This is a genomic window from Pseudomonas sp. SWRI18 (genome assembly GCF_014268345.1).
Taxonomy (GTDB): domain Bacteria; phylum Pseudomonadota; class Gammaproteobacteria; order Pseudomonadales; family Pseudomonadaceae; genus Aquipseudomonas; species Aquipseudomonas cedrina.
Genome location: NZ_JACCQQ010000003.1, coordinates 329180 through 353611, shown reverse-complemented (window position 1 = coordinate 353611; position 24432 = coordinate 329180). Strand labels below are relative to the sequence as shown.

General features: G+C 62.2%; 25 protein-coding genes and 1 pseudogene. 12 read left to right on the top strand and 14 right to left on the bottom strand.

The features are described 5' to 3' along the window. Positions 1 to 262: 262 nt before the first annotated feature. Positions 263 to 577, top strand: coding sequence for a DUF3509 domain-containing protein (locus H0Z09_RS06485; RefSeq protein WP_186688605.1), 315 nt, complete (start codon positions 263 to 265; stop codon positions 575 to 577). Here the strand turns inward: H0Z09_RS06485 and H0Z09_RS06480 are convergent. The 3 genes and pseudogenes from H0Z09_RS06480 to H0Z09_RS06470 form a co-directional block, all read right to left on the bottom strand. Further along, entirely contained in the window at positions 574 to 1062 is a 489-nt protein-coding gene (locus tag H0Z09_RS06480; RefSeq protein WP_076951306.1) for a phosphate-starvation-inducible PsiE family protein, read from the bottom strand. The genes H0Z09_RS06485 and H0Z09_RS06480 overlap by 4 nt on opposite strands. A gap of 120 nt (positions 1063 to 1182) precedes the next feature. Then, a complete protein-coding gene (locus tag H0Z09_RS06475; protein WP_186688603.1) occupies positions 1183 to 1365 on the bottom strand; it encodes an antitoxin in 183 nt (60 codons plus the stop codon). A gap of 185 nt (positions 1366 to 1550) precedes the next feature. Further along, positions 1551 to 1772, bottom strand: a pseudogene (locus H0Z09_RS06470) (DUF6124 family protein); the annotation flags it as partial. A 311-nt stretch (positions 1773 to 2083) separates the two neighbouring features. On the opposite strand from H0Z09_RS06470, the gene H0Z09_RS06465 reads away from it, so the two are divergent. Continuing rightward, positions 2084 to 2344 (top strand): YebG family protein, encoded by a 261-nt coding sequence (locus tag H0Z09_RS06465; protein ID WP_012722374.1) that lies wholly within the window; start codon positions 2084 to 2086, stop codon positions 2342 to 2344. Positions 2345 to 2399: 55 nt separating this feature from the next. On the opposite strand, the gene H0Z09_RS06460 is transcribed toward H0Z09_RS06465, so the two are convergent. Continuing rightward, on the bottom strand, positions 2400 to 3419 hold the full coding sequence (locus H0Z09_RS06460) for a Glu/Leu/Phe/Val dehydrogenase (protein WP_186688601.1): 1020 nt from the start codon (positions 3417 to 3419) through the stop codon (positions 2400 to 2402). Between the two features lie 187 nt (positions 3420 to 3606). Between H0Z09_RS06460 and H0Z09_RS06455 the strand changes: the two genes are divergently transcribed. Further along, positions 3607 to 4410, top strand: coding sequence for a transglutaminase family protein (locus H0Z09_RS06455; protein ID WP_186688599.1), 804 nt, complete (start codon positions 3607 to 3609; stop codon positions 4408 to 4410). Positions 4411 to 4591: 181 nt separating this feature from the next. Here H0Z09_RS06455 and maiA read toward each other — a convergent pair whose 3' ends face one another. From maiA to hmgA, 3 genes are read right to left on the bottom strand one after another with little or no spacing between them, the layout of a single operon-like run. Then, entirely contained in the window at positions 4592 to 5227 is a 636-nt protein-coding gene (gene maiA, locus H0Z09_RS06450) for a maleylacetoacetate isomerase (RefSeq protein ID WP_186688596.1), read from the bottom strand. Between the two features lie 11 nt (positions 5228 to 5238). Beyond that, entirely contained in the window at positions 5239 to 6525 is a 1287-nt protein-coding gene (gene fahA / locus H0Z09_RS06445; protein WP_186688594.1) for a fumarylacetoacetase, read from the bottom strand. Between the two features lie 3 nt (positions 6526 to 6528). Beyond that, complete coding sequence (gene hmgA / locus H0Z09_RS06440) at positions 6529 to 7812, bottom strand: homogentisate 1,2-dioxygenase (protein ID WP_186688592.1); 1284 nt, start codon at positions 7810 to 7812, stop codon at positions 6529 to 6531. Positions 7813 to 7932: 120 nt separating this feature from the next. Between hmgA and H0Z09_RS06435 the strand changes: the two genes are divergently transcribed. Further along, positions 7933 to 8712 carry an IclR family transcriptional regulator gene (locus H0Z09_RS06435; RefSeq protein WP_076951298.1) on the top strand — a complete coding sequence of 260 codons (780 nt, stop codon included), beginning with the start codon at positions 7933 to 7935 and terminating at the stop codon, positions 8710 to 8712. A 1-nt stretch (position 8713) separates the two neighbouring features. Here H0Z09_RS06435 and dacB read toward each other — a convergent pair whose 3' ends face one another. From dacB to H0Z09_RS06400, 7 genes are all read right to left on the bottom strand, one after another. Next, on the bottom strand, positions 8714 to 10159 hold the full coding sequence (gene dacB / locus H0Z09_RS06430; RefSeq protein WP_186688590.1) for a D-alanyl-D-alanine carboxypeptidase/D-alanyl-D-alanine-endopeptidase: 1446 nt from the start codon (positions 10157 to 10159) through the stop codon (positions 8714 to 8716). A 222-nt stretch (positions 10160 to 10381) separates the two neighbouring features. Further along, positions 10382 to 12802, bottom strand: a complete 2421-nt coding sequence (locus tag H0Z09_RS06425; RefSeq protein WP_186688578.1) for a TonB-dependent receptor — start codon at positions 12800 to 12802, stop codon at positions 10382 to 10384. A 242-nt stretch (positions 12803 to 13044) separates the two neighbouring features. Further along, a complete protein-coding gene (locus H0Z09_RS06420) occupies positions 13045 to 13980 on the bottom strand; it encodes a glutathione S-transferase family protein (RefSeq protein ID WP_186688576.1) in 936 nt (311 codons plus the stop codon). A 76-nt stretch (positions 13981 to 14056) separates the two neighbouring features. Continuing rightward, positions 14057 to 14332 (bottom strand): GIY-YIG nuclease family protein, encoded by a 276-nt coding sequence (locus tag H0Z09_RS06415; RefSeq protein WP_076951294.1) that lies wholly within the window; start codon positions 14330 to 14332, stop codon positions 14057 to 14059. 36 nt (positions 14333 to 14368) lie between these two features. After that, positions 14369 to 14839 (bottom strand): nuclear transport factor 2 family protein, encoded by a 471-nt coding sequence (locus H0Z09_RS06410; protein WP_186688575.1) that lies wholly within the window; start codon positions 14837 to 14839, stop codon positions 14369 to 14371. A 408-nt stretch (positions 14840 to 15247) separates the two neighbouring features. Further along, the gene (locus H0Z09_RS06405; protein ID WP_076951468.1) at positions 15248 to 15883 is read right to left on the bottom strand and encodes a response regulator transcription factor; all 636 of its coding nucleotides are present in this window, start codon (positions 15881 to 15883) and stop codon (positions 15248 to 15250) included. 197 nt (positions 15884 to 16080) lie between these two features. After that, positions 16081 to 16911 carry a response regulator gene (locus H0Z09_RS06400; RefSeq protein ID WP_186688573.1) on the bottom strand — a complete coding sequence of 277 codons (831 nt, stop codon included), beginning with the start codon at positions 16909 to 16911 and terminating at the stop codon, positions 16081 to 16083. Positions 16912 to 17332: 421 nt separating this feature from the next. Between H0Z09_RS06400 and H0Z09_RS06395 the strand changes: the two genes are divergently transcribed. The 8 genes from H0Z09_RS06395 (at position 17333) to H0Z09_RS06360 (ending at position 24426) form a co-directional block, all read left to right on the top strand. Then, a complete protein-coding gene (locus tag H0Z09_RS06395) occupies positions 17333 to 17959 on the top strand; it encodes a DUF1120 domain-containing protein (protein WP_186688571.1) in 627 nt (208 codons plus the stop codon). An 11-nt stretch (positions 17960 to 17970) separates the two neighbouring features. Next, positions 17971 to 18606, top strand: a complete 636-nt coding sequence (locus H0Z09_RS06390) for a DUF1120 domain-containing protein (protein WP_186688569.1) — start codon at positions 17971 to 17973, stop codon at positions 18604 to 18606. A gap of 112 nt (positions 18607 to 18718) precedes the next feature. Continuing rightward, positions 18719 to 18907 (top strand): hypothetical protein, encoded by a 189-nt coding sequence (locus tag H0Z09_RS06385; protein ID WP_186688567.1) that lies wholly within the window; start codon positions 18719 to 18721, stop codon positions 18905 to 18907. A gap of 207 nt (positions 18908 to 19114) precedes the next feature. Further along, positions 19115 to 19738 carry a DUF1120 domain-containing protein gene (locus tag H0Z09_RS06380; protein ID WP_186688564.1) on the top strand — a complete coding sequence of 208 codons (624 nt, stop codon included), beginning with the start codon at positions 19115 to 19117 and terminating at the stop codon, positions 19736 to 19738. 36 nt (positions 19739 to 19774) lie between these two features. Further along, complete coding sequence (locus tag H0Z09_RS06375) at positions 19775 to 20398, top strand: DUF1120 domain-containing protein (RefSeq protein ID WP_186688561.1); 624 nt, start codon at positions 19775 to 19777, stop codon at positions 20396 to 20398. A gap of 79 nt (positions 20399 to 20477) precedes the next feature. Next, a complete protein-coding gene (locus tag H0Z09_RS06370) occupies positions 20478 to 21107 on the top strand; it encodes a DUF1120 domain-containing protein (protein ID WP_186688558.1) in 630 nt (209 codons plus the stop codon). Positions 21108 to 21109: 2 nt separating this feature from the next. Next, on the top strand, positions 21110 to 21856 hold the full coding sequence (locus tag H0Z09_RS06365) for a fimbria/pilus chaperone family protein (RefSeq protein ID WP_186688554.1): 747 nt from the start codon (positions 21110 to 21112) through the stop codon (positions 21854 to 21856). A gap of 134 nt (positions 21857 to 21990) precedes the next feature. Then, complete coding sequence (locus H0Z09_RS06360; protein WP_186688551.1) at positions 21991 to 24426, top strand: fimbria/pilus outer membrane usher protein; 2436 nt, start codon at positions 21991 to 21993, stop codon at positions 24424 to 24426. Positions 24427 to 24432: the final 6 nt, after the last annotated feature.

Here is a 24432-nt window from a genome sequence, read left to right as displayed (position 1 = left end):
CAGTGATCGTTTACGGTACGCGGCCGTAGGATGCTTGCTGCCTTTCAATAACATTCAAATTAAAAGCCTTCAAGACAGTTGCTCCCACATTGGCATTCCGCTGGCAGATAGCTCGCTGTACGGCACGCCCTTTGCTGTACAGCCATGGGGCAAACGGACTTTGTGAACCCTCAGCGACGAAGTGGCCGGTGGTCAGGCAATGCGAACTAATCCCGACACCGGTCGTCAATGACTGCATGTTCTTATCAGGCGGTAACGCACCATGGACAATCCTTTTCAGATCATCACCGACACATTCACCCCGCAATACCGTGTCAACCTGAGCATCCAGCGGCTGGACGGCAGCATCATGCTGACCCTCTCCAACGATCAAGGCGTGGTGGCCAAACGCATGATCAGCGCCGAACAGCGCAACGATCCCAAACGGCTCAAACGCCTGGTGCAGAGTATCCAGTTTGGCATCGCCATCGAACAGGGCCACAGCGCCATGGAAATCCTGACGGTGATGACGGATGGTGATCACACGGTGCCACTGCAACCCTCCACCCGCGCCCTGCCATTCAACGTCGGGCTTTAAAGCTCGCCCTTCTCGGTTTCCAGGCTCGCCTGCCCTTTGCGGCGCGGGCCTTCGACTTTCACCGACGGGAAGGCCGACGATGCGTAGCGCACCACCAGGATTGCAAATGCCAGCAGCAGAATCCCACCGCACAGGTAGATGATTCCCACGTCTGGCGGGTTGTGGTGAGACACGTTGGAGATGAGCAAGCGCGTCAGAGCGGTGATTGCCACGTAGATCAGGAAGCGCACGGGCATGTGGTTGGTCTTGAAATAAATCCCGACCATGGCGCCCAATTCCAGGTAGATGAACAGCAGCAAGATGTCATCGATCTTGATGTGCCCGTTTTCGAGCATCCCCAAAAACTCCATCACCGCCGCCCAGGCCGTCACCGCACCGATGGCGAACAGCGCCAGGTAGTGGAACGACTCGACAAACAGATTGCCCAGGGACTCGGCCAGGGCATGTACTTGCTGGCGCAGCCTGTCGGCCCAGTTGATTTTCACGATGATGCTTCCTTAGGTCGGTTCGACCGGATAATGCGGGTTGGACGTGACGGTTGTTCTGCATGCAGAAAAAAGGCCAGGGGCAGGGAAGTGAGAGGGTGGCCGCGTGACATGAGGCACTTAATCGGGTTGATAGGTTGAACGCTTGGCTTCGATCAACGCTTGCATTTCGATCATGACTTGCTCATGGGGGATACCTGCGCTCGGGTCATCCAAGGCTTCTTGCACCTTGGTTCGAAACCAAAAGTCGTAGGACGCATCGGGATCCTGGTGTTGGGGGATTTCAGAAGATTCAGTTTTCATAAGGTATGTACACCTATTCTGTGGCGAGGGAGCTTGCTCCCGTTGAGGTGCGAAGCGCCCCCGAAACCTGTCACCCAGGTTTATCTGGAAGAACACCTTCGCCTGAATTGGGGCTGCTTCGCAGCCCAACGCGAGCAAGCTCGCTCGCCACAACAAGCTCGCTCGGCAAAAACATCGGTGTGATTTTACGCAGGTGCGACTTGCTCCAGCGCACGGTCAACCAACAAGCCGCTCATCTCTACCAATTGGTGAATGGCTAGTACAAGACTTCGCGGCGGACCTTCCAAGTCGAATGCCAGCGTATTTGCCATTTCACGGGCGCTGCTCAGGGTTTCGCTGGCATTGGCCAGCAAGGTTTCTGTATCAGCTTCAGGCGTGACGCTGAATAACGTGGTAGACGGCTCTGAATCTAATGCGGCGGCGGAACGGGGAGTATTGCTTTCCATGGTGCGGCTCCGGTGGTCATTAAAAAGTTCTCCTTTTCGTGTCGAGCCGCCAAGCTCGGCCTTGCGTTTGCAAGGCCCGGAAAAGGTAAGCCACTGTAGGATTACGCGGCAACCTCAACGTATCGTCAGAAATTTCCCTTGTAGCAAACCCCCATTTCCCGACTACATTAAAAAACTGCTACCCAAACGCTCTGGTTTGGCTTACCCTTTTCGCTGTATATAAATACAGTAGTCGCAATAGACAACTATCGTGAAGGCATGTGAGGTGGTGAATGGCCGTCGAAGTGGTATACCGCAGCAGCCGAGATCTGGAGCGTTTGTTCATGGATAAAGCCGAAGCTGACCGTCATGACAAGATGCTTGAACTCGCTGAGTTGCTGGCAGAGGTGTTGCAAAAAGCCGTGCCGTCCCTGAGCGAGCAGCAGGTGGAAGAAGCCGGGATCTACATGGCGAAGAATCGCGATGTATTTGCCAAGGCGTTCAAGAGCCAGCCGGACGCGCTGTCCGAGTTGCTCAACGCACCAGCGGAATAAAAGCCCGAATTGAACAGGCCCTGAATCCATGATTCAGGGCCTTTTTAATACCTGGCTATCGGTACAGCAGGCGCTCGGCCAGTTCATCGGCCACCCGTGCGGGTGAGCGTTTTTCGGCCTGGGCGTGGGCGAAGATTTCGGTGAGGCGCGTGCCGATGTTGGACAAGTGCGCGGTGATGGTCGGCAGTTCGGCCCCGCTGTGCTTGAGGGCGACATAGATCAGGCCGCCGGAGTTGATCACGTAGTCGGGCGCGTAGAGGATGCCACGCCCTTCCAGTTGGTCGGCGACCGGCAGGTTGGTCAACTGCGCACTGGCGGACCCGGCCACGGCGGCGCAGCGCAGTTGGCCGACGCTCTGGCGGTTTAGCACGGCGCCGAGGCCGCAGGGTGCGAGGATGTCGCATGGCGTGCTGAGCAAGGCATCGTTGGCGATGGGGTGCGCGCCCAGTTGCTCCATGGCCAGTTGCACCTTGCCGTGGTCGATGTCGCTCACCAGCAGTTCGGCGCCGGCGGCGTGCAGCTGCTCGGCCAAGGCGTAGCCGACATTGCCCAGGCCCTGGATGGCGACGCGCAGGCCCTCGAGGTTGTCGCTGCCCAGGCGGGCCATGGCGGTGGCGCGGATGCCGGTGAACACGCCCATGGCGGTGTGGGACGAGGGGTCGCCGGCGGCGGTGGTGCTGGTGACGTAGCGGGTGTGCTGGGCGATGCAGTCCATGTCGGCCACCGAGGTGCCGCTGTCGGTGGCGGTGATGTAGCGGCCGTCTAGTTGCTCGATGCAGCGGCCGAAGGCTTCAAACAGCGCGGCGCGGTTTTCCACATGCGCGGGGCGGATGATGACCGCCGTGCCGCCGCCGATGGGCAAACCGGCCAGGGCAGCCTTGTAGCTCATGCCCTGGGCCAGGCGCGCGGCATCGGCCACGGCACTTTCGTCGTCGGGGTAGGCAAGATAACGACAGCCACCGAGGGCAGGCCCCAGGCGGCTGTTATGGATGGCGATGACCGCTTTGAGCCCGGTGGCCGGGTCGACACTCAGGTGCAGCGATTCAAGGCGGGTGCTGTGCATGAGAGCAAACATCGTCAAGCTCCCGAATCACTTCTGGTAGTGGGCCAAGTATAGGCTTACGGCAAAAAACTGTCGGAGCACGCTGGAATAAGAAGCCCGTTTTGGCAGGATTTGCGACATAAGCACGTCAGATATTTTCCAAGCCACTGGACGAAAATTCCCAGCAAGGCTAAAACGGGGGCATCCGCCGGAGAATGCAATGAATCCCCGCAAAGCTTTTTTCGCCTGCCTGGAACGCTCCCCGCCTGCGGTGTTTGAAGCCGCATTGTGGATCGCTGCCGAGCATGACCCGACGGTGCAGCCTTTGCTGGTGCTGCAGGAGCTGATCTCGCTGCAACAGCAGGTCAGCCTGGACATGCCTTTGCTGCCGGCGCATGAACTGGGCCAACCGCTGTTGCGGCGCCTGAATGACCTGGGGTTTGCTCAGGATGAATTCACGCCTCTGCGCCCCGCCGCTGCACTGCTGGACAAAGTGCTGCAGCGCAAACGCGGACAGCCCTTGGCCATGGGGCTGATTGCCCTGGAACTGGCGCGACGCCTCGATATTCCGATGGTGGGCGTGAACTTCCCCGGCCACTTCCTGCTTCGGGTACCCGGCGCTGATCACGTGCTGGACCCGTGCGGCGGCCGGCGCCTATACCCCAATGATTGCCGCGACCTGTTGCAGCGCCAGTACGGCCCTAACCTCAAATTACAGGCCGACCACCTGCTCACCGCCAACCCGCGTTCGATCCTGCAACGGCTGTCACGCAACCTGCGGCAACTGCACCTTTCCAACGACGCCCCGCTGCAGGCCCTGGTCGATGCCGAACGCGTACTGGAACTGGGCAATGCCAGCGCCGCCGACTACCTGGCACGGGCCAGCCTGTACCAGCGCCTGGACTGCCCCAACGCCGAACGCTTCGACCTGGAGCACGCGCTGATGCTCAGCGAAGACCCGATCCAACGCCTGCGCCTAACCGAGCGCCTGGGGCACTTGCCGCCCAATTCAGTGGTGCATTGACTCTCTACACAACCCTGTAGTGAGCGGGCTTGTCCCGCGCTGGGCGGCGAAGCGGCCCCAATAAAGCCACCGCCGAGTTCCAGGCAAGACCGGGGCGCCTGGTTTGGGGCGGCTTCGCCACCCAGCGCGGGCGGTGCGACGATTCGACAAGCCCGCTCACTACCGGGTTGTGCTGTCGCGTTTAGGGTGTGTCAGGTTGGTTGGCAGGGTGCGCCTGAATGAACGCCGGATGCTGCGCCGCCAATGCCGCCACCCTCCCAATCCGTGGGTACGCCGCCAACGGCACCTTGAAACGCTGCGCCGCATACAGCTGGGGTATAAGAAACGCATCGGCCAGCCCCGGCTGGTCGCCCAGGCAAAAGCCCTCATCGCCAATCAACTGCTCCACCGCAGCCAGCCCCTGGCTGACCCAATGGCCGATCCATTCCAGCACCTGCGCTTCATCGTGCCCCCACTGGCGCAGCAGGTTCTGGGTACTGGAGTTGTGCAGCGGATGAATATCACAGGCGATGAGCGCCGCCATCGCCCGTTCATGGGCGCGGGCCGCCAGGTCCCTGGAGAGCAGCGGCACCTGTGGATAACGTTCCTCCAGGTACTCGATGATCGCCAGCGACTGAATCAACAGCGCCCCCTCATCCGTGCGCAACGCCGGCACACGGCCCTGCGGGTTGATTGCCAGGTACTCGGGTTGGCGATTCGCACCGCCCGCCGGCACCAGCAGGTTGACCGGCACGGCGGTAAAATCCAGCCCCTTGAGCGCCAGGGCAATGCGCACCCGGTACGATGCGGTGGAACGGTAGTAGGTATAGAGTTCCATGCCCTGCCCTCTTAACGCGCCGCGACCACGGTGCCGCGGCATTCGCCGAAGCCAATGGAGGCAAAACCCTCGCGGCTGCAGCGGGCACGCAGGATGATTTCGTCGCCATCCTCAAGGAACTTGCGCACTTCGCCGGACGGCAACTCCACGACTTTTTTACCGCCCTCGGTCATTTCCAGCAGGCTGCCGAACTGCCCCGCCTGCGGGCCGGACAAGGTGCCCGAGCCAAACAGATCGCCGGCCTGCAACTGGCAGCCGTTGACGCTGTGGTGCGCCACCAGCTGTGCGACGGTCCAGTACATATGCAGGCTGTTGCTCAAGGCCAGGCGATGAGCCGGCAGGTGCTGTTCGCGCATCGCGGCGGTGGTCAGCAGCACTTCCAGCTCGATATCCAGGGCACCGGCGGCCTGGTCACGTGGGTCCAACAGGTACGGCAGCGGTTGCGGATCACCGTCTGGCCGTGGCGGTTGAGCCTTGCGAAACGGCTCCAGGGCCTCAGCCGTGACGACCCAGGGCGAAATGGTGGTGATGAAGCTTTTCGACAGGAACGGCCCCAACGGCTGGTATTCCCACGCCTGGATATCCCGCGCCGACCAGTCATTGAGCAGGCAGAAACCGGCGATGTGTTCAGCCGCGTCACCAATGGCAATCGAATCGCCCATCTCATTGCCCTGGCCGATCCAGATACCCAGTTCCAGTTCGTAGTCCAGGCGCGCGCACGGGCCAAACGTCGGCTCGGACTGGCCGGCGGGCAGCGTCTGGCCTTTGGGGCGACGCACATCGGTGCCCGAGGGGCGAATGGTCGAAGCGCGGCCGTGGTAGCCAATCGGCACGTATTTGTAGTTGGGCAGCAGAGGGTTATCGGGGCGAAACAGTTTGCCGACGTTCTGCGCGTGCTCGATACCAACGTAGAAGTCGGTGTAGTCATTGATCCTGGCCGGCAGGTGCATCTGGCAATCGGCGGCGCGGTGCAGCACCTGCGCCTCACGCGTCTGCAACGTGCTGCCTTCGGCCAGCAGTTCCAGCAGGCGCTCGCGCAAGGCCACGCGGGGGCCACGGCCCAGTTCGAAAAAGCGGTTCAGTTGGCCGCCGGCCGTCGCTTCAACGGCACGCAGGGCTTCACCGTCGAACGCGTCGACCGCCGTATGAAGGTCGAGGATCGAATCGCCGATCGCCACGCCACTGCGCGGTGCCGAACCGTTGATGCTGAACACCCCCAGCGGCAGGTTCTGCAAGGGGAAATCCGAGTGGCCATTGGCGGAGGCTACCCAGCTGCGGGTAAGGGTTGGCTGCGTCATCGATCATCTCCGGTTCGGGTTGAAGGTGGCGGGCAGCGAGGCCCAGCACGCGTCATAAGTGGTTTGCAGTTGCGCGCATTCCAGGGCGAACTGCGTGGGACGCAGCACTTGGCTGGTCTCGAACATGAAGGCCATGGTGTTATCGATCTTGTGCGGCGCCAGCTCGACGTTGATGGCTTTGGTGCAGGTTTCGCCGTCCGGGCCGTGGGCGCTCATGCAGCTGTGCAGCGACGCGCCGCCGGGCACGAAGCCTTCGGCCTTGGCGTCGTAGGCGCCCTGGATCAGGCCCATGTATTCGTTCATCAGGTTGCGGTGGAACCACGGCGGACGGAAGGTGTTCTCAGCCACCATCCAGCGCGGCGGGAAGATCACGAAGTCGAGGTTGGCCAAGCCGTGCACGCTGGTGGGCGAGGTCAACACGGTGAAGATCGACGGGTCCGGGTGATCGAAGCTGACGGTGCCAATCGTGTTGAACCGGCGCAGGTCGTATTTGTACGGCACATTGTTACCGTGCCAGGCGACGACGTTGAGCGGCGAATGGTCCAGCTCACAGGCCCAGAGTTCGCCAAGGAATTTCTGCACCAGCGTCGTAGGTTGCTGGAGGTCTTCGTAGTGGGCGACTGGCGTGAGGAAGTCGCGCGGGTTGGCCAGGCCGTTGCTACCGATGGGACCCAGGTCCGGCAGGCGCAATGGCGCACCATGGTTCTCGGCAACGTAACCACGCGCCTGGGAATCGAGCAGCTCGACGCGAAACTTGAGGCCTCGCGGCAACACGACGATCTCCAGCGGCGCCACCTCCAGCACGCCCAACTCCGTGGCAATGCGCAGGCGACCTTGCTCGGGAACAATCAGCAGTTCGCCATCGGCGTTGAAAAACACGCGCTGCATCGAACGGTTGGCGCGGTAATTGTAGATGCTGATGCCTGCGGGGTGTTCCGACGCGGCGTTGGCAACCATGCGTGCAAGGCCGTCGATAAAGTCCGTCGGCTCGCCGGGAATATCCAGTGGATTCCAGCGCAAGCGATTGGGCGTCACGGCCCCCAACGGTCCACCGGCCAACTGGCGCTCAAGCTTGACGAACGCAGGGTGATTGGCCGACGGCTGGATGCGGTACAGCCAGGTCCGGCGGGCTTCGCTGCGCGGCATGGTAAAGGCGGTGCCGGAGAACAGTTCGGTGTACAGCCCGTAAGGCGCTTTTTGCGGGGAGTTCTGGCCGACCGGCAATGCGCCGGGCAAGGCTTCGCTGGCGAATTCATTGCCGAAGCCCGACAGGTATTCGAGGTTCATGGACCATCCTCTGCAAGGAATTTGTTTTTATCGTAATCCAGTTACGCACAACGTAATTTGATCGCTATCCCCCGTCAAGCTATAAAGACGCCCATTCATCTCTCGGATTCTCGCCCCTCCATGGAAAAGCCCCGCGACACCGGTAAACAGAAAGTCCGCTCGGCCGAAGTGGGCACCGACATCCTCAAGGCCCTGGCCGAACTGTCGCCCGCCACGTCGCTGTCGCGCCTGGCCGACCATGTGCAGATGCCGGCCAGCAAGGTGCACCGGTATTTGCAGGCGCTGATTGCCTCAGGCTTTGCCGAGCAGAACGCCGCCACCAACCATTACGGCCTGGGCCGCGAAGCCTTGCGCGTGGGTCTGGCGGCGCTGGGCAGCATGGACGTACTGAAAGTCGGCGCCCTGCCCCTGGCGGAGCTGCGCGATGAGCTCAATGAAACGTGCTTTTTGGCGGTGTGGGGCAACCAGGGCGCAACGGTCGTGCAGATCGAGCCGGCGGTGCGCGCGGTAACGGTGGTGACGCAGTTGGGTTCGGTGCTGCCGCTGCTCAGTTCGTCCACCGGGCTGGTGTTCAGCGCTTTCCTGCCGACCCGGGAAACCGTCGAATTGCGGGAGCGCGAGATTCAGGCCGGTACCGCCCACGCGCTGGTGGACGACCGGGCCTACGCCACCACGTGCGAACAGATTCGCGCCCGTGGCCTGCATTTTGTGCATGGCCTGTTGATGCCCGGCGTGGATGCGCTGTCGGCGCCGGTATTCAACGCTATCGGGCAAGTGGCCGCCGTGATGACGGTGGTCGGCCCCACCTCGTTGTTCCATGCCGATGAAGACGGCCCGGCGGCGCAGCGTTTGCTGGCAGCGACCCGGGCCGTCAGCTGGCGGATGGGCTATCAGCCCTGAGTCAGTAGCGCCAGGTCGCGAGGGCCAGGGCTACGCGATCTTCCAGAGCTCGGATCGGCGCGGCGTCGCCCAGGTAATTGTTGCTGATCATTGAAAACACCAGACGCCGTCCCTCGGCATCGGTGAGGTAGCCGCTCAACGATGACACGCCGGCCATGGAGCCGGTCTTGCCATGCAGGTTGTTCTCGGCGGCCGTCCCGCGCAGGCGATAACGCAGGCTGCCACCGGTCATGCGGTCCGCGTTGCCAGCAATCGGCAAGGCGTTGTACCAGGTGTTGAACCAGGGTTGCCGGGCGGTCGCCAGCAGCAGGTCGCTCAGGTGCTGCGACGACACCAGGTTGCGCCGCGACAGGCCCGAGCCGTCCACCTGGCTCAGTGTCGCCGGGTCCAGCCCCTGGCGTTTCATGAACGCCGCCACCGCTGCCACGCCTGCCTGGGCGGTGCCCGCATTGGCGGTCTTGCGCCCCATGGCCTTGAGCAGCGCTTCGGACATGTTGTTATTGGAGAGTTTGAGCAGTGGCGTGATCAGCGCCTGCAACGGCGCCGATTGGTGCTCTGCCAGGACCGTCGCGGTAGCCGGGCTCGTCCCGCCGATCACGCGCCGGCCCAGCACCTTGATGCCCTGCTGCGCCAGCGCCTGTTCGAACAGATTGGCCACCAGTTGCGTCGGCTCCCACACACTGACCCATTCCCGGCGTTGCTTGCCCGGCGCCAGCGCGCCCGTGAGTTGCAGCAGGTTGGTGCCGTGCTGGCGGGTGACGCTGTAGGTGTCACCCGGGCCGCTGACCGCACGATTGTTGATTTGCATGTAATCGGTGGAAGGAAACACCTGAACGCTGACAGGCTGGCCGAGCCCACCCGGCGCTGTGGCCGTGACGATCAAGGTGCCGGCATCGAAATCCGTGTTGGGCGACACGGTCAGCGCTGAAATCTGCGCGCCGTAGTAGGTGCTTTCGTCGTCCTGGGCCCAATCGACCCCCAGGCGTTCAGCGTCGAACCAGGTGTCATCGAACACCAGGTCGCCCTGCACCTGGCGCACGCCCAAGCGCGCCAGTTGGTCGGCCAGCGCCTGGTAATCGGCGAACTGCATAGTCGGATCGCCCAGGCCGCGCAGGTAAAGATTGCCGCTCAGGCGCTCGCCTTGCACTGTGCCGTTACTTAACAATTGGGTCGAGAACCGGTACTGCGGGCCCAACACATCCATCGCCGCCGCCGTGGTCAGCAATTTCAGGTTGGACGCGGGAACCAGGCGCGTGCGCGGGTTGTGCTGGTAGAGGGTGTTGCCGGTGCGGGCGTCGCGCACCGTCAGGGAAACGGTGGCGCCTTGCAGCGCCGGATCGGCCAGTAACTGATCGAGGATCGCCGGGGTGGAGGTCGGCGAAACGCTGGCGCAGCCACCGAGTAAAAAGCCAAGGCACAGCAGGTGTAGCCATCGTCCAAAGTGCATCAGTGTTGTTCCGCCAAGCCATCAGTGCCGGCAACGCTAGCAGCTCCTTCCTCTTGTGGCGAGCGGACGGTACTGATGCTGGATGACGCAAAGACGCAGATCCAAATGTGGGAGCGGGCTTGCTCGCGAATGCGCAGTGTCAGTCCCGAATGAGTTGACTGATACATTGCATTCGCGAGCAAGCCCGCTCCCACATTGGTACTCAGCGTTTCTGAAATTCTTTTAAAACTCCAGGGTGCTGGAGACAGACACCTGCCGCGCATCGCCCAACGACACAAAAAACCGGCTCGCCGCCGAGGTGTAATAGGTGCGGTCGAACAGGTTCTTCACGTTGAGCTGGAACTTGACCTTCTGCCCATCGATCCGGGTGTCGTAAGTGGCGAACGCATCCGCCACCGTGTAGCCCGGCAGGTTGAAGTCGTTGGCCGCATCGCCTGCGCGTTCGCCGACATACCGCGCGCCCGTGCCCACTCGCAATTGATCGCCACCAAACACGTTGCCGAAATCATAAGCCACCGACAGCGAGCCGGTGTGCTTGGCGACGTTTTGCAGGCGGTTGCCTTCAAGCGTTGGGTCATTGTCCTTGATGTCTTCGGCATCGGTGTAGGCGTAGCTGCCGATCAGGCTCCACTGGTCGGTCAACTGGCCGCTGGCGTCGAGTTCCAGGCCCCGGGAGCGGACCTGGCCGGCGATGCTGTAGACCGTGTTCGCGCCGGAACCCACCGACACCAGCACGTTACGCTTGTTGATCGTGAACAACGCCGCGCTGGCGGTAATGCGCCCTGGAATATCGAGCTTGGCCCCCAGTTCCCAAGACTTGGACTCCTCCGGCGTGAGGTCACCGGTCAAGGTGCTGCCATCGTTCAGCGCCGCGATCGTGGAGTTGGGTTTGAACGACTCGGTGTAGCTGCCGTAGAACGACAGTTCGTCGGTGTAGCGATACACCAGGCCGGCGCGCGGCACCCATGCCTGGCCGTTGCCGTCAGTATTGGCCTTGAACGGCACGCCCTTGCCGGCGTACTGGTCGTACATCTGATAGCGCGCACCGGCGACGAAAATCCACTGGTCGGTGAGGTGAATCGCGTCCTGGAAGAACAGCGAGTCGCTGCGCAGCAAATCGGTCTGGGCGCTGTCGGCAGCGCTGACGGTGGTGCCCGCGACTTCGTTGCCGTACACCGGATTGTTGTAGTTGAAGGTGCCGCGCGAGTTCTGCCGGATCAGGTCGGCGCGGTAGGTTTTGCGGTATTCGTCGTCCAGGCCGAACACCAGGTCGTTCTGCAGGCCGAACACATTGACCTTGCCTTCGAGGCTGGCGGTGGTGAAGCGGTCGGTGGTGATCGCGCCCTGGGTGCCATCCATCCTGCGGGTCAGGGTGCCGTTGGTATTCACGGCACTGACGCGCACTTGGCTGGCGTCGTAGGTTTCGCGGTTCCAGCTGTAGCCGAAGTGGGCCTTCCAGTCGTCATTCAGGTCATGGTCGGCTTCGAAGCGGTACAGGTCGGACCGGCCTTCCATGTTGTTGAAGGGTTCATCCAGGCGGCGGGTGGATGGGATGTCCAACGGGTGATTGGACTTGTCGATGGCGGTGCCCCGGTCGAAGGGCGAGAGAAATTCGCGGTGCTCGTAGGCGAACAGCAATCGGGTGCTGTCGCCGAACCAGGCCAGGGACGGCGCCACCAAAGTCTCGCGGTGTGTACCGAAGTTGCGCCAGTAGTCTTCGTCTTCATGATCGACGATCAACCGGTACGCCAGGCCGCTATCGCCAATCGGGCCGGTGGTGTCGAGGCTGCCGCCGCTGCCGTTCTTGCCGTCGCCGAAGGTGGAGCCGCGCACGGTCAGGGCGGTGGACTGCACCAGCTCAGGCTTTTTGCTGACGATATTCACCACGCCGCCCGGGTCCTGGATGCCATACAGCAACGACGATGGACCCTTGAGCACCTCGACGCGCTCGGCCGTGGCGTTCAGCGCACGGCCCTGCACCACCGGCATGCCGTCGCGCATGATCGAGCCGTTACGGTTGTCGCCAAAGCCGCGCAGCATTACCGCGTCCTGGGTACTGGCCAAGGTGTTGGCCTGGGTGATGCCGCTGATATTGCCCAGGGCGTCATCCAGATTGCGCGGGGTCTGGTCGCGCAGCACTTGGGCCGGCACCACGTTGACGGTTTGCGGGGTTTCCAGCAGCGGCGCGCGCGAACGCATCACCGAACTGGTGGGCGGCGGCTGATAGCTGGTGGTGTCCTGGGCTTGCTGGCCAACGCCACTGATGGTGGTGGCGCCGAGGTTGACCGCGCCGTCGGTGGGGATGGGTTCGAGGGCTAAGGTGCGCGCATCGATCTGGCGGAAGGTAAAGCCGCTATTGCCGAGCAGGCGTTGCAGGGCCTGGGGCGCACTCATCCGGCCGCTGACCGCAGGCGCGTTCAGCCTGTAGGGTGCTTCATCGGTGTAGATCACGCTGATCCCGGTCACGCGGCTGAAATCACTCAGGGCCTGGGGCAGCGGTTTGGCGGCCAAGGCAAAGTTGAACTGGGCGCTTTGTTGCTCTTGCGCCCATGCCGTGCCCAGGGGCAGTAAAGCCAGCCCCGATACCGCCAAGACCGAGGCCCCCAACCACTGTTTAACCCAACCGCCCGCCGTCGACTTCATGCTGTGAGAACCCGTGTAGAAAAGCTGTTAATGCGAATTGATCGCAGTTTCAAGCACTACACGAGTGGGCGGCAGGTTTACCTCACCTGATTTCCAAAATAATTTTCGCAGATCGCACAGATCGTTCCCACGCTCCGCGTGGTAATGCCTATTGGGACGCTCCGCGTCCCGCTTTAGAAGCAGACGCAGAGCGTCCATGGCTGCATTCCCACGCAGAGCGCGGGAACGATCACTGGCTGGGATTACTGCGCCTGGATGCGGAAACCGAAACGCGGGAAATGCACATGTACGGTGCCGGCACGTGGATCGGTGCGGCGCAGGATCAGCGCATCGCGCCCGGCAAACAGCAGTTCCCCGGCGACCGGATCGACGCCGTAATCGATGGCGCTGATGGTCACCTGCTGGCCGGCCCGGAAGCCATTGAGGTCTTCAAAGCGTTCATCCGGCAGCGCTGCCGGCGTGGCGTCGCGCGCAATGGCCAGGGCCTGCTCGGCGCTCATCGGGCTCGCCGTGCCATGTCCGAAGCCAAGGACCCGCGCCAGCCACGCCACTACGGCGGGGTACGCATCCACCAACGGCGCGGTGACCGGCGTCGCCTTGAGAAACCACAAAGGATGGGCCATGGCGAAGTCGGCAATCGACGGCTCGCCGAACAAGTAATCCCCCGATTCACGCTGCAACTGCTGCTCCAACCGCGCCATGATCGCCGGCCATTGGTGCTTGGCTACTTCGATCGGGAGTTTGCTCGCAGTGCCGCCGCTGAACAGCGCGGCACGGTCGGCGAGAAACGCCTTGATCGCTTCCGGCGGCAATTTGCCGAAGCGCACCGCCACCGACTCCGGCTGGAACACCAGGCTCACCGCATGGGCGAATACCACGCTGTCGGCCCAGGTGGCGAAGGTTTGGGTGATCATTTCCTGGCCCAGGGGAAACAACGCCGGCGCGGCTTTTTCCTGTTCCAGGCGGCGTGCGATCAAGGCGGTATCGCAGTAGATATCGGCGCCGACCTGCAATACCGGGGTTTTACGGTAGCCGCCGGTCAGGGCAGTCAGGTCCGGCTTGGGCATCACCGGCGAGACGTGCACCGAATGCCAGGACAAGCCTTTGAAACCCAGCAGCAGTCGGGCTTTTTCCGCGAAGGGGGATGTGGGGTAGTGGTGCAGGATAAGCTCAGACATGCGCGGGTCCACTTGGCAAAATGAACCTGCAGCTTAGCGCGCAACCGTCTCGGGGGGTGTGATGGGAAGCTATCAGTCAGATCAATGAACCACTCGCCGCCAGACACTCCTTGGCGCTCTTCTTGAGCTTTTTGATCAGCCGCTCCTGGCGCAGCGCCTCGCCCTTGCTCGCGCATTGCTCGGTGTACACCAGCGCCACCGCCGGGCTGGACAAAAAGAACCGTGCGCCCTTGCCGCGCTGGTGCGAGGCAAAGCGGCGCACCGGGTCGTTGCTGATGCCGCAATACAGCGCGCCATTGGCGGCGCGCACCAGGTAGACGTACCAGGGTTTGGGTTCAACGGGGTCAGTCACGGCAAGATTCAATCAACCAGAAGAGCGCCGAGTTTATCAACGACTGGCCTGGAATGCCTTCAGGCCCTTGTTGGCCTGGGCACGCACGGCATTTTTGACCAGCGGCGTCCAGCCCAGCAGCAGGCCTTTGGTACCCAGGGCCTGGCGCGACCAGCGCCACAGGTCGAAATGATCGTGGTGTTCACAGATCTTGCCATCACGGAACACGAAGCGCGCCTGGATATCGTTGACCACGGTGTTGCCGGTGGCGCTGAACAGGTAGGTCGCGACCCAGTGCGCGCCACCGGTGCGCTCGTCGCTGCGCACGTTGTCGAAGGTCAGCGAGAAATCCTTGGCCCGCGTGGTGAGCATGCGCCACATGTCGCCGGCGTCGCGGCCGCGCAACTCGCCGAAGGCCGGGTCGCTGAACACCACGTCGTCGGTGTAGCAGGCGGCCATGGCTTCGGCGTCGAGGCGCTGGAACGCCTGGTAGAAACGGGTGATCAGGGTTGTGTGGGCGTCACTCATGCGGCAGCTTCCGTGTTTTTTATCGGTAGGGCTGCACGATAGTCTGCGCGGGCGCGGAAGGCCATGTTCATTCACCGACGGAATGAACAGGGCCTTATGTCATGGCTTGTACCGGCAGCGGTGTGGGATGGGTGCCGGTGCCTGCGTATATTGTGTTCTTCATTGTTTATGCTCACTTTGAATCTGCACGCACCGGGCAGCCGCGCGCGCGCGACAGCAACCCAATGCGTTCGATTCGAATAATCAGACTAGGGATATTCAACTATTACCACTGCAGGCAGTAGCAACAGGTCGACAATCTAAAGCGCGAGCACAACTAACAACATACAAGCAATACGAACTTCCACAGCTATACGGACATTTAAATTAACGCACCCACACCCATCAATTCGTTACTTAATCGACACTTCACGGCACCATCCCCACATCCCGCGCATACGCAAACAAATCCACATCCGTGGAAATGCACAAACGCTGCATCGCCGTACTCTTCTGCTTGCTGATGGTGGAAATGCTGCGATTGGCCCGCGCGGCGATCTCGGTTACCGTCAGGCCACTGGCCAGCAGACGCACCACCTCCTGCTCCTTGCCCGATAGCTGCGGCGCCTGGGTTGGCTGCGCCACGCAGGCCTGCTCCAGTTGCACGCGCAGGCACTCACTGATAAAGGTGCGCCCCTGGTACACAGAGTGGATAGCCTGCGGCAACTCCCGCGCCGAGGCGCTTTTGGCCAGTACCGATTTCGCGCCATGGGCCATGGCCGCGCGGAGCGTGGCGACGTTGGCGAACATGGTCACGACAATCATCGGCACCTTGGGGTACTGACGATGCAATAAACCCAGCAAGCCATAACCGTCCACCTGCTGATCGCCCGGCATCGCGAAATCCGTCACGATCACGTCACACGGTGTGCACTTGAGCAAGGCCAGCAATTGATCGGGGCCGTCGGCCTCGCCCACTACTTTGCACTTGCCGCTCGCTTCAATAACTACTTTTTGCCCGACACGCACAATAGGGTGGTCGTCGGCAATAATGATGCGAATCATCGTATTTTCCATGATGGCAATTAGGTAGCACCAAAATACCCCGACATTGCCCTTGTAACAACTGGCAATAAAACACTCAATTTGCGAAGCAGCCCATGTTTTAAGGGCCTTACACCAACGCCTACAAAATTAAAGGAAATGACATACAGAAAAGTACTACACACAAATGGAAGTTTTCCTTCAGCAGCAACTAACAATTAAAGCTCATATAAATAGTTCAAATAATTTCCAATGTCTTGGTAGAAGCGATCGAGCGCACAGCGGTTGGCCGCCACACCGCTCAGGTGCACACGATCAATCAAGCGCACGGCACGCTGCTCCAGCGTTGTAGCGCCCAGAAACGCCACGCTGCCCACCAGCCGATGCAAATGTTGAGTGGTGGCTTGTTCATCCTCGGTGGCCTGGGCCCGCCATAGCGCTTCAAGGTCCTCATTAGCTTCCTGAATCAATTTGCACAACATTGGCTCTACCACCTCCCACGAGCCAAACGCGGCGATCAAGCTTTCGCGGCTGGCAACGCCTGGTGAACGCGGTGCTGAAGTATTGACATAACGGGCGGGCTCAGGTGTCGGCATGGGCAGCCAATCGCACAGCACATCGCGCAGTTGTTCAACGCCGATGGGTTTGAGCAGCCAGCCGTCCATTCCGCATTCCACGCAGCGGCGGATTTCTTCCGGGCCCATGCGCCCGGTCAACGCCACCACCGGTACTCGCGCTCGCTCGCTTTCGCGCTCCAGGCGCCGAAGTTCTCGGGTCATCGCGTAACCGTCCATCACCGGCATACGGCAGTCGCTGATGACCAGGTCAAAGTGCTCGTCCGCCAGTGCCCGCAACGCACTGTGCGCATCGCTGAACAGGGCGTGGCGCACGCCAAGTGCGTCGAGCAACACGCCCATGAATGCGCGATACAGGCCATGATCATCAATCACCAGCACCCGCGCCCGCCGCCAGCCGGTCAGCGCATCACCCAGAGAAGAGGACGAATCATGATGTGGTGGTGTGCCCGGCCGTTGGGATTTGCCCGGCATGTTGCCCCTCACACGCGGCAACAGGTTTCCAGGCCCGCCTTGGAGCACGGTATCGCTAGAGGAGTTGCGCGCTATAAAAGCGGATCACTCATTTGAATGAATTAGCCGCGTTAAAAGAGCGCGAAAAATATCCGAATGATTGAAACACCGCGATACAACAACTACGACAACGTAGTTTTTCCTCCTTATCGCCGCACACTGTAATTAACCTAACCCGAATCGGCAGCGTTCAACCTGGGGCCAGTACGCGTATTGGTCGCTAACATTCGTATAAGTTGCATTCCATCCTATAAGTACCGTCGATACATTCCCTCCCGCTTTCCCTAGAAGCAGCGCGTGCCCCTCAAAACCCTAAAACCAAGGGCAACTCACCCGCGCACCCTCTCTGTCCCTTACACCTTGCACAGGAATATCTTCGCCCATGAAAGCCTCATTCGCCGCCCTCGCCGGGACGATGCTGCTCGCCGCCTGCCCCTGGGCACTGGCCGCCAGCAGCGTCGACCTGGCGGTCACCGGAGCCATCACTCCAAGCGCCTGTAAGCCAAGTATCAGCAACGACGGCATCGTGGATTACGGCAAGATCTCGATGCAGGACTTGAACCCCACTGGCACGACCTCATTGCCCACGGCGATGTTCAAGCTGGGGATCAATTGCGAGGCGCCAAGCCTGTTCGCGCTGTACTCCCTGGACAACAACCAACCCTCTCGCAGTATGTATTTTGCAATGGGGCTTATCGATCCAACGAACTGGATCGGCAACTACGGCCTGCAATTGGAAAACATCGTCACAGACGTGCCGAACGTCTTTGCGATCTACTCCACTGACAGTGGCGCGAACTGGGACGCCTACACGCCAGGCTGGAAATGGGGAACGAACACCCTGACAGCGTTTGGTACCGCATCCATGGGCCAGATGGTGCCCACTCTCATCAAGGACGTGTCGCTGGACCTTTTGGTAGACCCGGTCATCTTTCCGAAATACCTGATTCCAGCGGGAGATACGATCGCACTGGACGGCTCCGCCACCTTTGAATTGAGGTACCTGTGATGGGTACCTTCATGCGCAGGCAGAGTCTCGCCCTGAGCCTGTTGATCAGCCTGGCACCGAGTACGTTTGCCGCCAGCAGCGTCGACCTCACCGTCACCGGCCTGATCGTACCCAGCGCCTGCACACCGACCTTGAGCCAGGGCGGCGTGGTGGATTACGGAAAACTCGCCGCCAAGGACCTGAGTGCCGACAGCTCAACCTGGCTGCCTCCCGTCACACTGCAACTGGGCGTCAACTGCAACGGGCCCACGCTGTTCGCCCTGCGCGGACGGGACAACCGCGCGGGTAGCGCGCACTTGGATAGCTACGAACATGGCTATGGACTGGGGTTGATCAATGGCGATCAGCGCCTGGGCACTTACCTGTTATCGGTACGCAAACCAGTGTCGGCCGGCGTCACGCTGCACCCGCTGATGTCCCTGGACGCCGGTCAAAGCTGGTGGCAGTTGCCTGAGGGGGCTTGGCTTTCAGCCCTGCAAATGACTGCATTCGGCAACGACGAATCAGGGCAAGCGGCGCCTGTTGCCCTGCAAACCGTCACCAGCGAACTGCACGTGGACACCGCGATCGCGCCCACCAGCGGCCTGACCCTGACCGAAGAAGTGGCACTGGACGGATCCGCCACGGCGGAACTGTTTTACCTGTAACTCAACCCACAACGATCATCCAGGAGCCACACATCGCGAAGGGTCGGACTACGAGAACGACACTTTTTACTTCGGCTTGGGCCTGATCAATGGCGACGAAAAACTGGGAAAAATGTTAGTGCGACTGCTATCGCCGTTGGCCGATGGCGTCCCCGCTCAAACCATCAGCTCTTACGACGGTGGAGCGACCTGGGCCAGGGGCCTCTCTTTCGAGCGCGGCCTCCTCATGTCAGTGGCCGCAGGCCTGACCAACGAAGTCGCCATCGATGGCTCCGTGACCCTGACCGTCAAGCACCTGTAGCGGTAAAAAGCCAAGCGCGCCCAACACAGCGCGCGCATTGGTCCCGCAGTTTCGTATTTGTTGCATTCCTCCCGGACGGTACCGGCGATAAATTCCCTCCCGCTTTCCCTGAAGCCGGGGTCGCCCTCAACCCCCTGAAAACCCGGGGAGACACCGCGCCACCTCTAAGCCCACGCCACTATCACTGCCCCACAAGGAATCGTGCCCATGGAGAAAACTACCCGCGCTGCCTTTGCCCTGCTGCTGGCGGCGAGCACACCTGGCGTGCTCGCCGCCAGCAGCGCCGACCTCAGCGTGACCGGAAGCATCACGCCCAGTTCATGCACGCCGCGCCTGTCCAACGACGGGGTGATCGACCACGGCAAGTTGACGGCCAAGGACCTCGAAAAGGTCAGGCCCACCTTGCTCGACCCGGCGGAAATGCAACTTGAAGTGATTTGCGAAGGCGCGACCTTTTTTACCCTGACCACCTTCGATAACCGGGCGGGTACCTCGGCCATCAACGCCGCGCACCACGGTCTGGGGATGACCAATAACGAGCAGAAACTGGGCAGCGTCGCGTTCTCTCTGTTCGAGCCGGTAGCCGACGCGCTGGCGGTCAAAACCATTGTCTCGCGCAATGGCGGCGCCAACTGGGTCGTCAACCCGTATCTGGGGCATGAGGCGTTGACCTCGTTCGCCGCCGCCGACGGCCCCAATACGCCGATTGCCATAGAGGTCCTGAACGCACGGTTGCGCGCCTTCACCATCATCGTGCCGTCCAAGGACCTGACGGTGGTGGATGAAGTGCCCATCGACGGCCAGGCCACGCTGCAGCTCAAGTATTTGTAACCCCTTGCTTAGCCTTTCCTCCCTGGGAGCCACACTATGAACACTTCGTTGAAATACCTTTTCGCCCTGGCGCTACTGTCTGGAGCAGGCAGTGCCATGGCCGCCTCCAGCGTTGATCTGACCGTGAAAGGTCTGATCACGCCAAGTGCGTGCGAGCCGACCCTGTCCAGTGGCGGTACGTATGACATCGGCAAGATTTCCGCCAAGGACCTGAATGCCGACACCTCCACCAGTGTCGGCGAATACACCTTCCAAATGACCGTCACGTGTGACGCCGCGACACTGATGGCCATCGAGCCTCAGGACAATCGTCCGGGTTCGAGTTCCGACGATGATCCGACGCGCTTCGGCCTGGGACTGATCAACGGCACCGAAAAGCTCGGTTTCCTGGAAATGTCCCTCAGTTCGATACTGGCCGACGGCGTGGCCGGCCGGGGCATCGCATCGGCGGACGGCGGCCTGACCTGGACCAGTGAGCGACGCCTGCGCAACGACAGCATCACGTCGGTCGCCGACAACACCACCCTGGCTCCCGTGCCGGTGGGATTGTTGACCGCCGACTTGAACCTGTTTGCCTCGATCGCCCCGACCAGCGGCCTGACCCTGACCAACGAAGTCGCCATCGACGGATCCGTGACCCTGACCGTCAAGTACCTGTAACGCAGACGCGCGCAACGCCCGGCGTTGCGCGCCCTGGTTATCACAGATGTTCCCTTTGCCACGGTTCCAAGACCCAACCATGAACACGCTCTCAAGCCGACTGGTGACCCTCTGTTTTCTCTGCCTGGCGGCCAAGCCCGCCTTCAGCGCTTCCAACGCCGAGGTGACGGTCACCGGCACGATCACCCCGAATGCCTGCACGCCTACGCTGTCGGACAACGGCATCGTCGACCACGGCAGGGTGCCGGCCCGCAGCCTCAATCAATATGAATTCAGCGACTTGCCCAGCCGTACGCTGGACCTGAGCGTGAGCTGCAACGAGCCGGTGCTGTACGTGCTGATTGGAGTGGACAATCGCGCCGACTCGTCAGTGGGGCCGGGGTTTTATTACGGCTTGGGCACCAATATCCATGCGCCTACCGAGCGTCTGGGATCGGTGTCCCTGGCCCTGCGTGATGTCATCGGTGACGGCAAGCCGGTGTTGGTGCTGGCCTCCAGCAACCAGGGCCTGACCTGGTTTCCCGAGTCCAACGCCTACCCGGACAACTACATGGGCTTTGCTCATCCCGGCACACTGGTGCCGGACCCCCACCGGTTGATCACTGCAACCTTACACATCGATACGTCGATCAACGCCGCCGCCTACCTGACCCTCAATCAAGAGGTCCCGCTGGACGGTTCAATCGTGCTTGACCTGAGGTACCTGTAGTCATGTTGCTTACTCCCTGTGTTTCCTTTTTCGGCCGGGTGTTTCTCGGCCTGCGCTACCTGTGCGTCTACGTCGGCGGCCTGGCCCTGGTGCTCGGTGGTTCGAGCCTGGTGCTGGCCGACGGCATGGTGCCGGACACGTCCGTGGTGATCGTCAACGAGGCCGACGGCGAAGCTTCGGTGTCGGTGACCAACACCGATTCCAAGCTGGCCTTGCTGCACGTGACCCTGGAGGACATTCCCGAAGACTCGGCGCCGCTGCTGTTTGTCACGCCACCGCTGACCCGCGTGGAGCCGTCCAAGAGCCAACTGATCCGTTTCATCCTGCAATCGCCGGAACCGTTGGTGACCCAGCGCCTGAAACGGGTGATTTTCGAGGGCATGCCTCAGGGTCGTTCCACCGCCCAGGCCGGGCATGCGCGGGTCGGCGTGACCGTGCGCCAGAACCTGCCGGTGATCCTGCATCCCAAGGGCCTGGCGCCGAACCGCACGCCCTGGACCGGCCTGACCTGGAGCCTGAAAAACAGCCAGCTCAGCGTGCATAACCCGTCGCCGTATGTGGTGCGCCTGGCCCAGGAACTGCGCCTGCTGCCCGGCAACGGCTCGGCCTTGCTGCCGCGCACTTACGTGTTGCCCGGCGAAACCCTGAGCGTGGCCGCCAGCCAGGCCACCGCCACCACCGTGCAATTGCAGCCGGCCACCGTCTACGGCTTTGCCGTGGCGCCCTATGAGGCGCCGGTTTCGCTCTGATGCCCGCGCCGGAAGGACTCGCACCGGCGCCCTGATAACGAAGTGACCTCCCATTGAAGGTCACCAGAAGCCCGCCCGCTCCGAAGGATCGGCGGCGCGCTTCCATCACTTGAGTACGACGTGTGAGCACAGTCATGACTGATCGCGACGGCGAAGCCGTGCCCGGCAATTCGCTATGGCGGGCGCCTCCATTCCTGGCGGGCCTGGCCCTGGCACTGCTGCCGGCGGGCCTGTTACAGGCCGACGAAGCCGGCGGCTCGTTCGACCCGCAGACCCTGTCCCAACGCGGCATTGACCCGGCACTCGCCAACCTGCTGCTGCAAGCGCCGCGCTTCACCGCCGGGCGCCACGCCCTCAACCTCAACGTCAATGGTCAGCGCCGCGGCCGCGTCGACGTGACCTTCGATAACACCGGGGCACTGTGTTTCGACCGCGCCCTGCTGGATGCCGGCAACCTCAAACTGCCCGAGGCGTCGGTCGATACGCGGTGCCTGGGCTTTCTCGAGCTGTATCCGCAGACGGTCATCGAGCAGGAGCCGGCCAGCCTGAGCCTGTCACTGGTGGTGCCGACCGACGCCATACGCCCGGCGGTGCAGGATGTTTCCGGCTACCAGACCGGAGGCTTCGCCGCGCTGCTCAACTACGACCTGACCGGTCTGTATAACGAGTACGGCGACGCCAGCAACCGCTTCGGCTCGGCCAATACCGAAATCGGCTTCAACGCCGGCGACTGGATCGTGCGCAGCCGCCAGGTGCGCACCTGGCAGGACGGCCAATCGCGTACTACTCACCTGGACGCGTATGCGCAGCGCACCTTTGCCGCCCAGCAGGCGGTATTTCAGGCCGGGCAAATCAACCTCTACAACCCGGTGCTGGCCGGCGCACAGATCACCGGCGCCCAGGTGCTGACCGAAACCGCGCTGCAGGACCAGAACCAGGGCGCGACCATCGACGGTATCGCCAACAGCCCGGCCCAGGTGGAAATTCGCCAGAACGGTACGTTGATTCATTCCACGGTAGTGCCCGCCGGGCCGTTCTCGTTGACCGATGTGCGGCGCTTGAACAGCCGCTCCGACGTTGAAGTCACGGTCAAGGAAAGCAACGGCGAAGAACGCCGTTTTACCGTGCCCGCGGCGATGCTCGGCCTGGGCCTGCCGGCGCCGGGTTACTCGGTGGCCGCCGGGCAAGTGCGCAAGATCGGCGACAGCGAAGGCGCCGAGCCCTGGGTGGTCAGCGCCGGCTGGAGCGGCGCGCTGCACCCGCAGGTGAGCCTGAGCGCGGGCGTCCTGGGCGCCGAAGATTACCGCGCGGCGGGGGCGAGCCTGGGTTGGTTGCCGTGGCGCGACAGCCAGTTGCAGTTTGGCGTGCAGGGCGCGCAGGCCAGCCGACGAGGTAAGGATCAGGGCCTGCAGACCGACCTGTCCTGGTCGCAACGGTTGTCGGACAGCTGGGCGATCACCACCGCCGCGTCGTGGCGTTCGCTGGGTTACCGCGAGCTGGAAGACTCGACTTACACCACCGACACCCGCGAGCAACGGCGCTCGCGCTATCGCGATCAGCAAAGCGCCACGGCGTCGTGGTCGCATCCCATGCTGGGAGCGTTCAGCGCCGGGGTGTCGCGTTCGTCGTCCTATACCGGCGACGGCAGCACCCGCGCCCTGGCGTCGTGGGGCACCAGTGTTGGCCGCGTGTCGGTGTCGGCCAGCGCCGAATGGCAAGTGGGCGGGCGCAAGCAGAGTGACGACAGCGTCTACCTGAATATCAGCCTGCCCCTGGGCGAAAACCGCCGCGCCCGTGCCTGGGCCCGCAATGCCGGCGGTGAACACCGAATCGGCGCAGGCTTGAGCGAGCAACTCAATGACCAACTGAGCTACCGGGTCGGCGTGGAACGCGACAGCCGCGACCGTGAAGTCGAATCCTCCCTCGGCGTGTCGGCGCTGCCGTATTACAGCCAGCTGGACTTCAACTACACCCGCTCCGATGCCGAGCGCGCCAGCTACCAGGGCGGCGCGCGCGGGGGCGTGGTGCTGCACGGCGACGGCCTGACCTTTTCGCCGTACCCGGTGCGCGACACCTTTGCCGTGATGTCGGTGGGCGAGATGGCGGGGATCAAGGTCAGCACGCCAAGCGGCCCGGTGTGGACCGACTGGCAGGGCCAGGCGGTGGTGCCGCAACTGAGTGCCTATGGCCGCAGCCCGGTGGAGGTGCAAACCCGTTCGCTGCCGCGCAATGCCGACATCAGCAACGGCCTGGCGGTGCTGTCGGCCGGGCGCGGCGCGGTGGACAAGGTTGAGTTCGGCGTGGCTCTCACCCGTCGTGCGCTGCTCAGCGTGACCCGCGATGACGGCACGTCGTTGCCACGCGGCGCGGCGGTGAGCACCGGCGACGGCGAGTTCGTCACCCTGGTGCAGGAAGGCAGCCAGGTGTTTCTGCCCAATGTGTTCGACCAGCGCCCGCTGTTTATCAAGGCCAGCGGCCGCGAGCCCTGCCGCCTGGACTTCGAGTTGCCGGACAAAGGCGACCCCCAGGTGTATTTCGAAACCGCGGCGGCCCGGTGCCGCCAGCCATGAGGACGA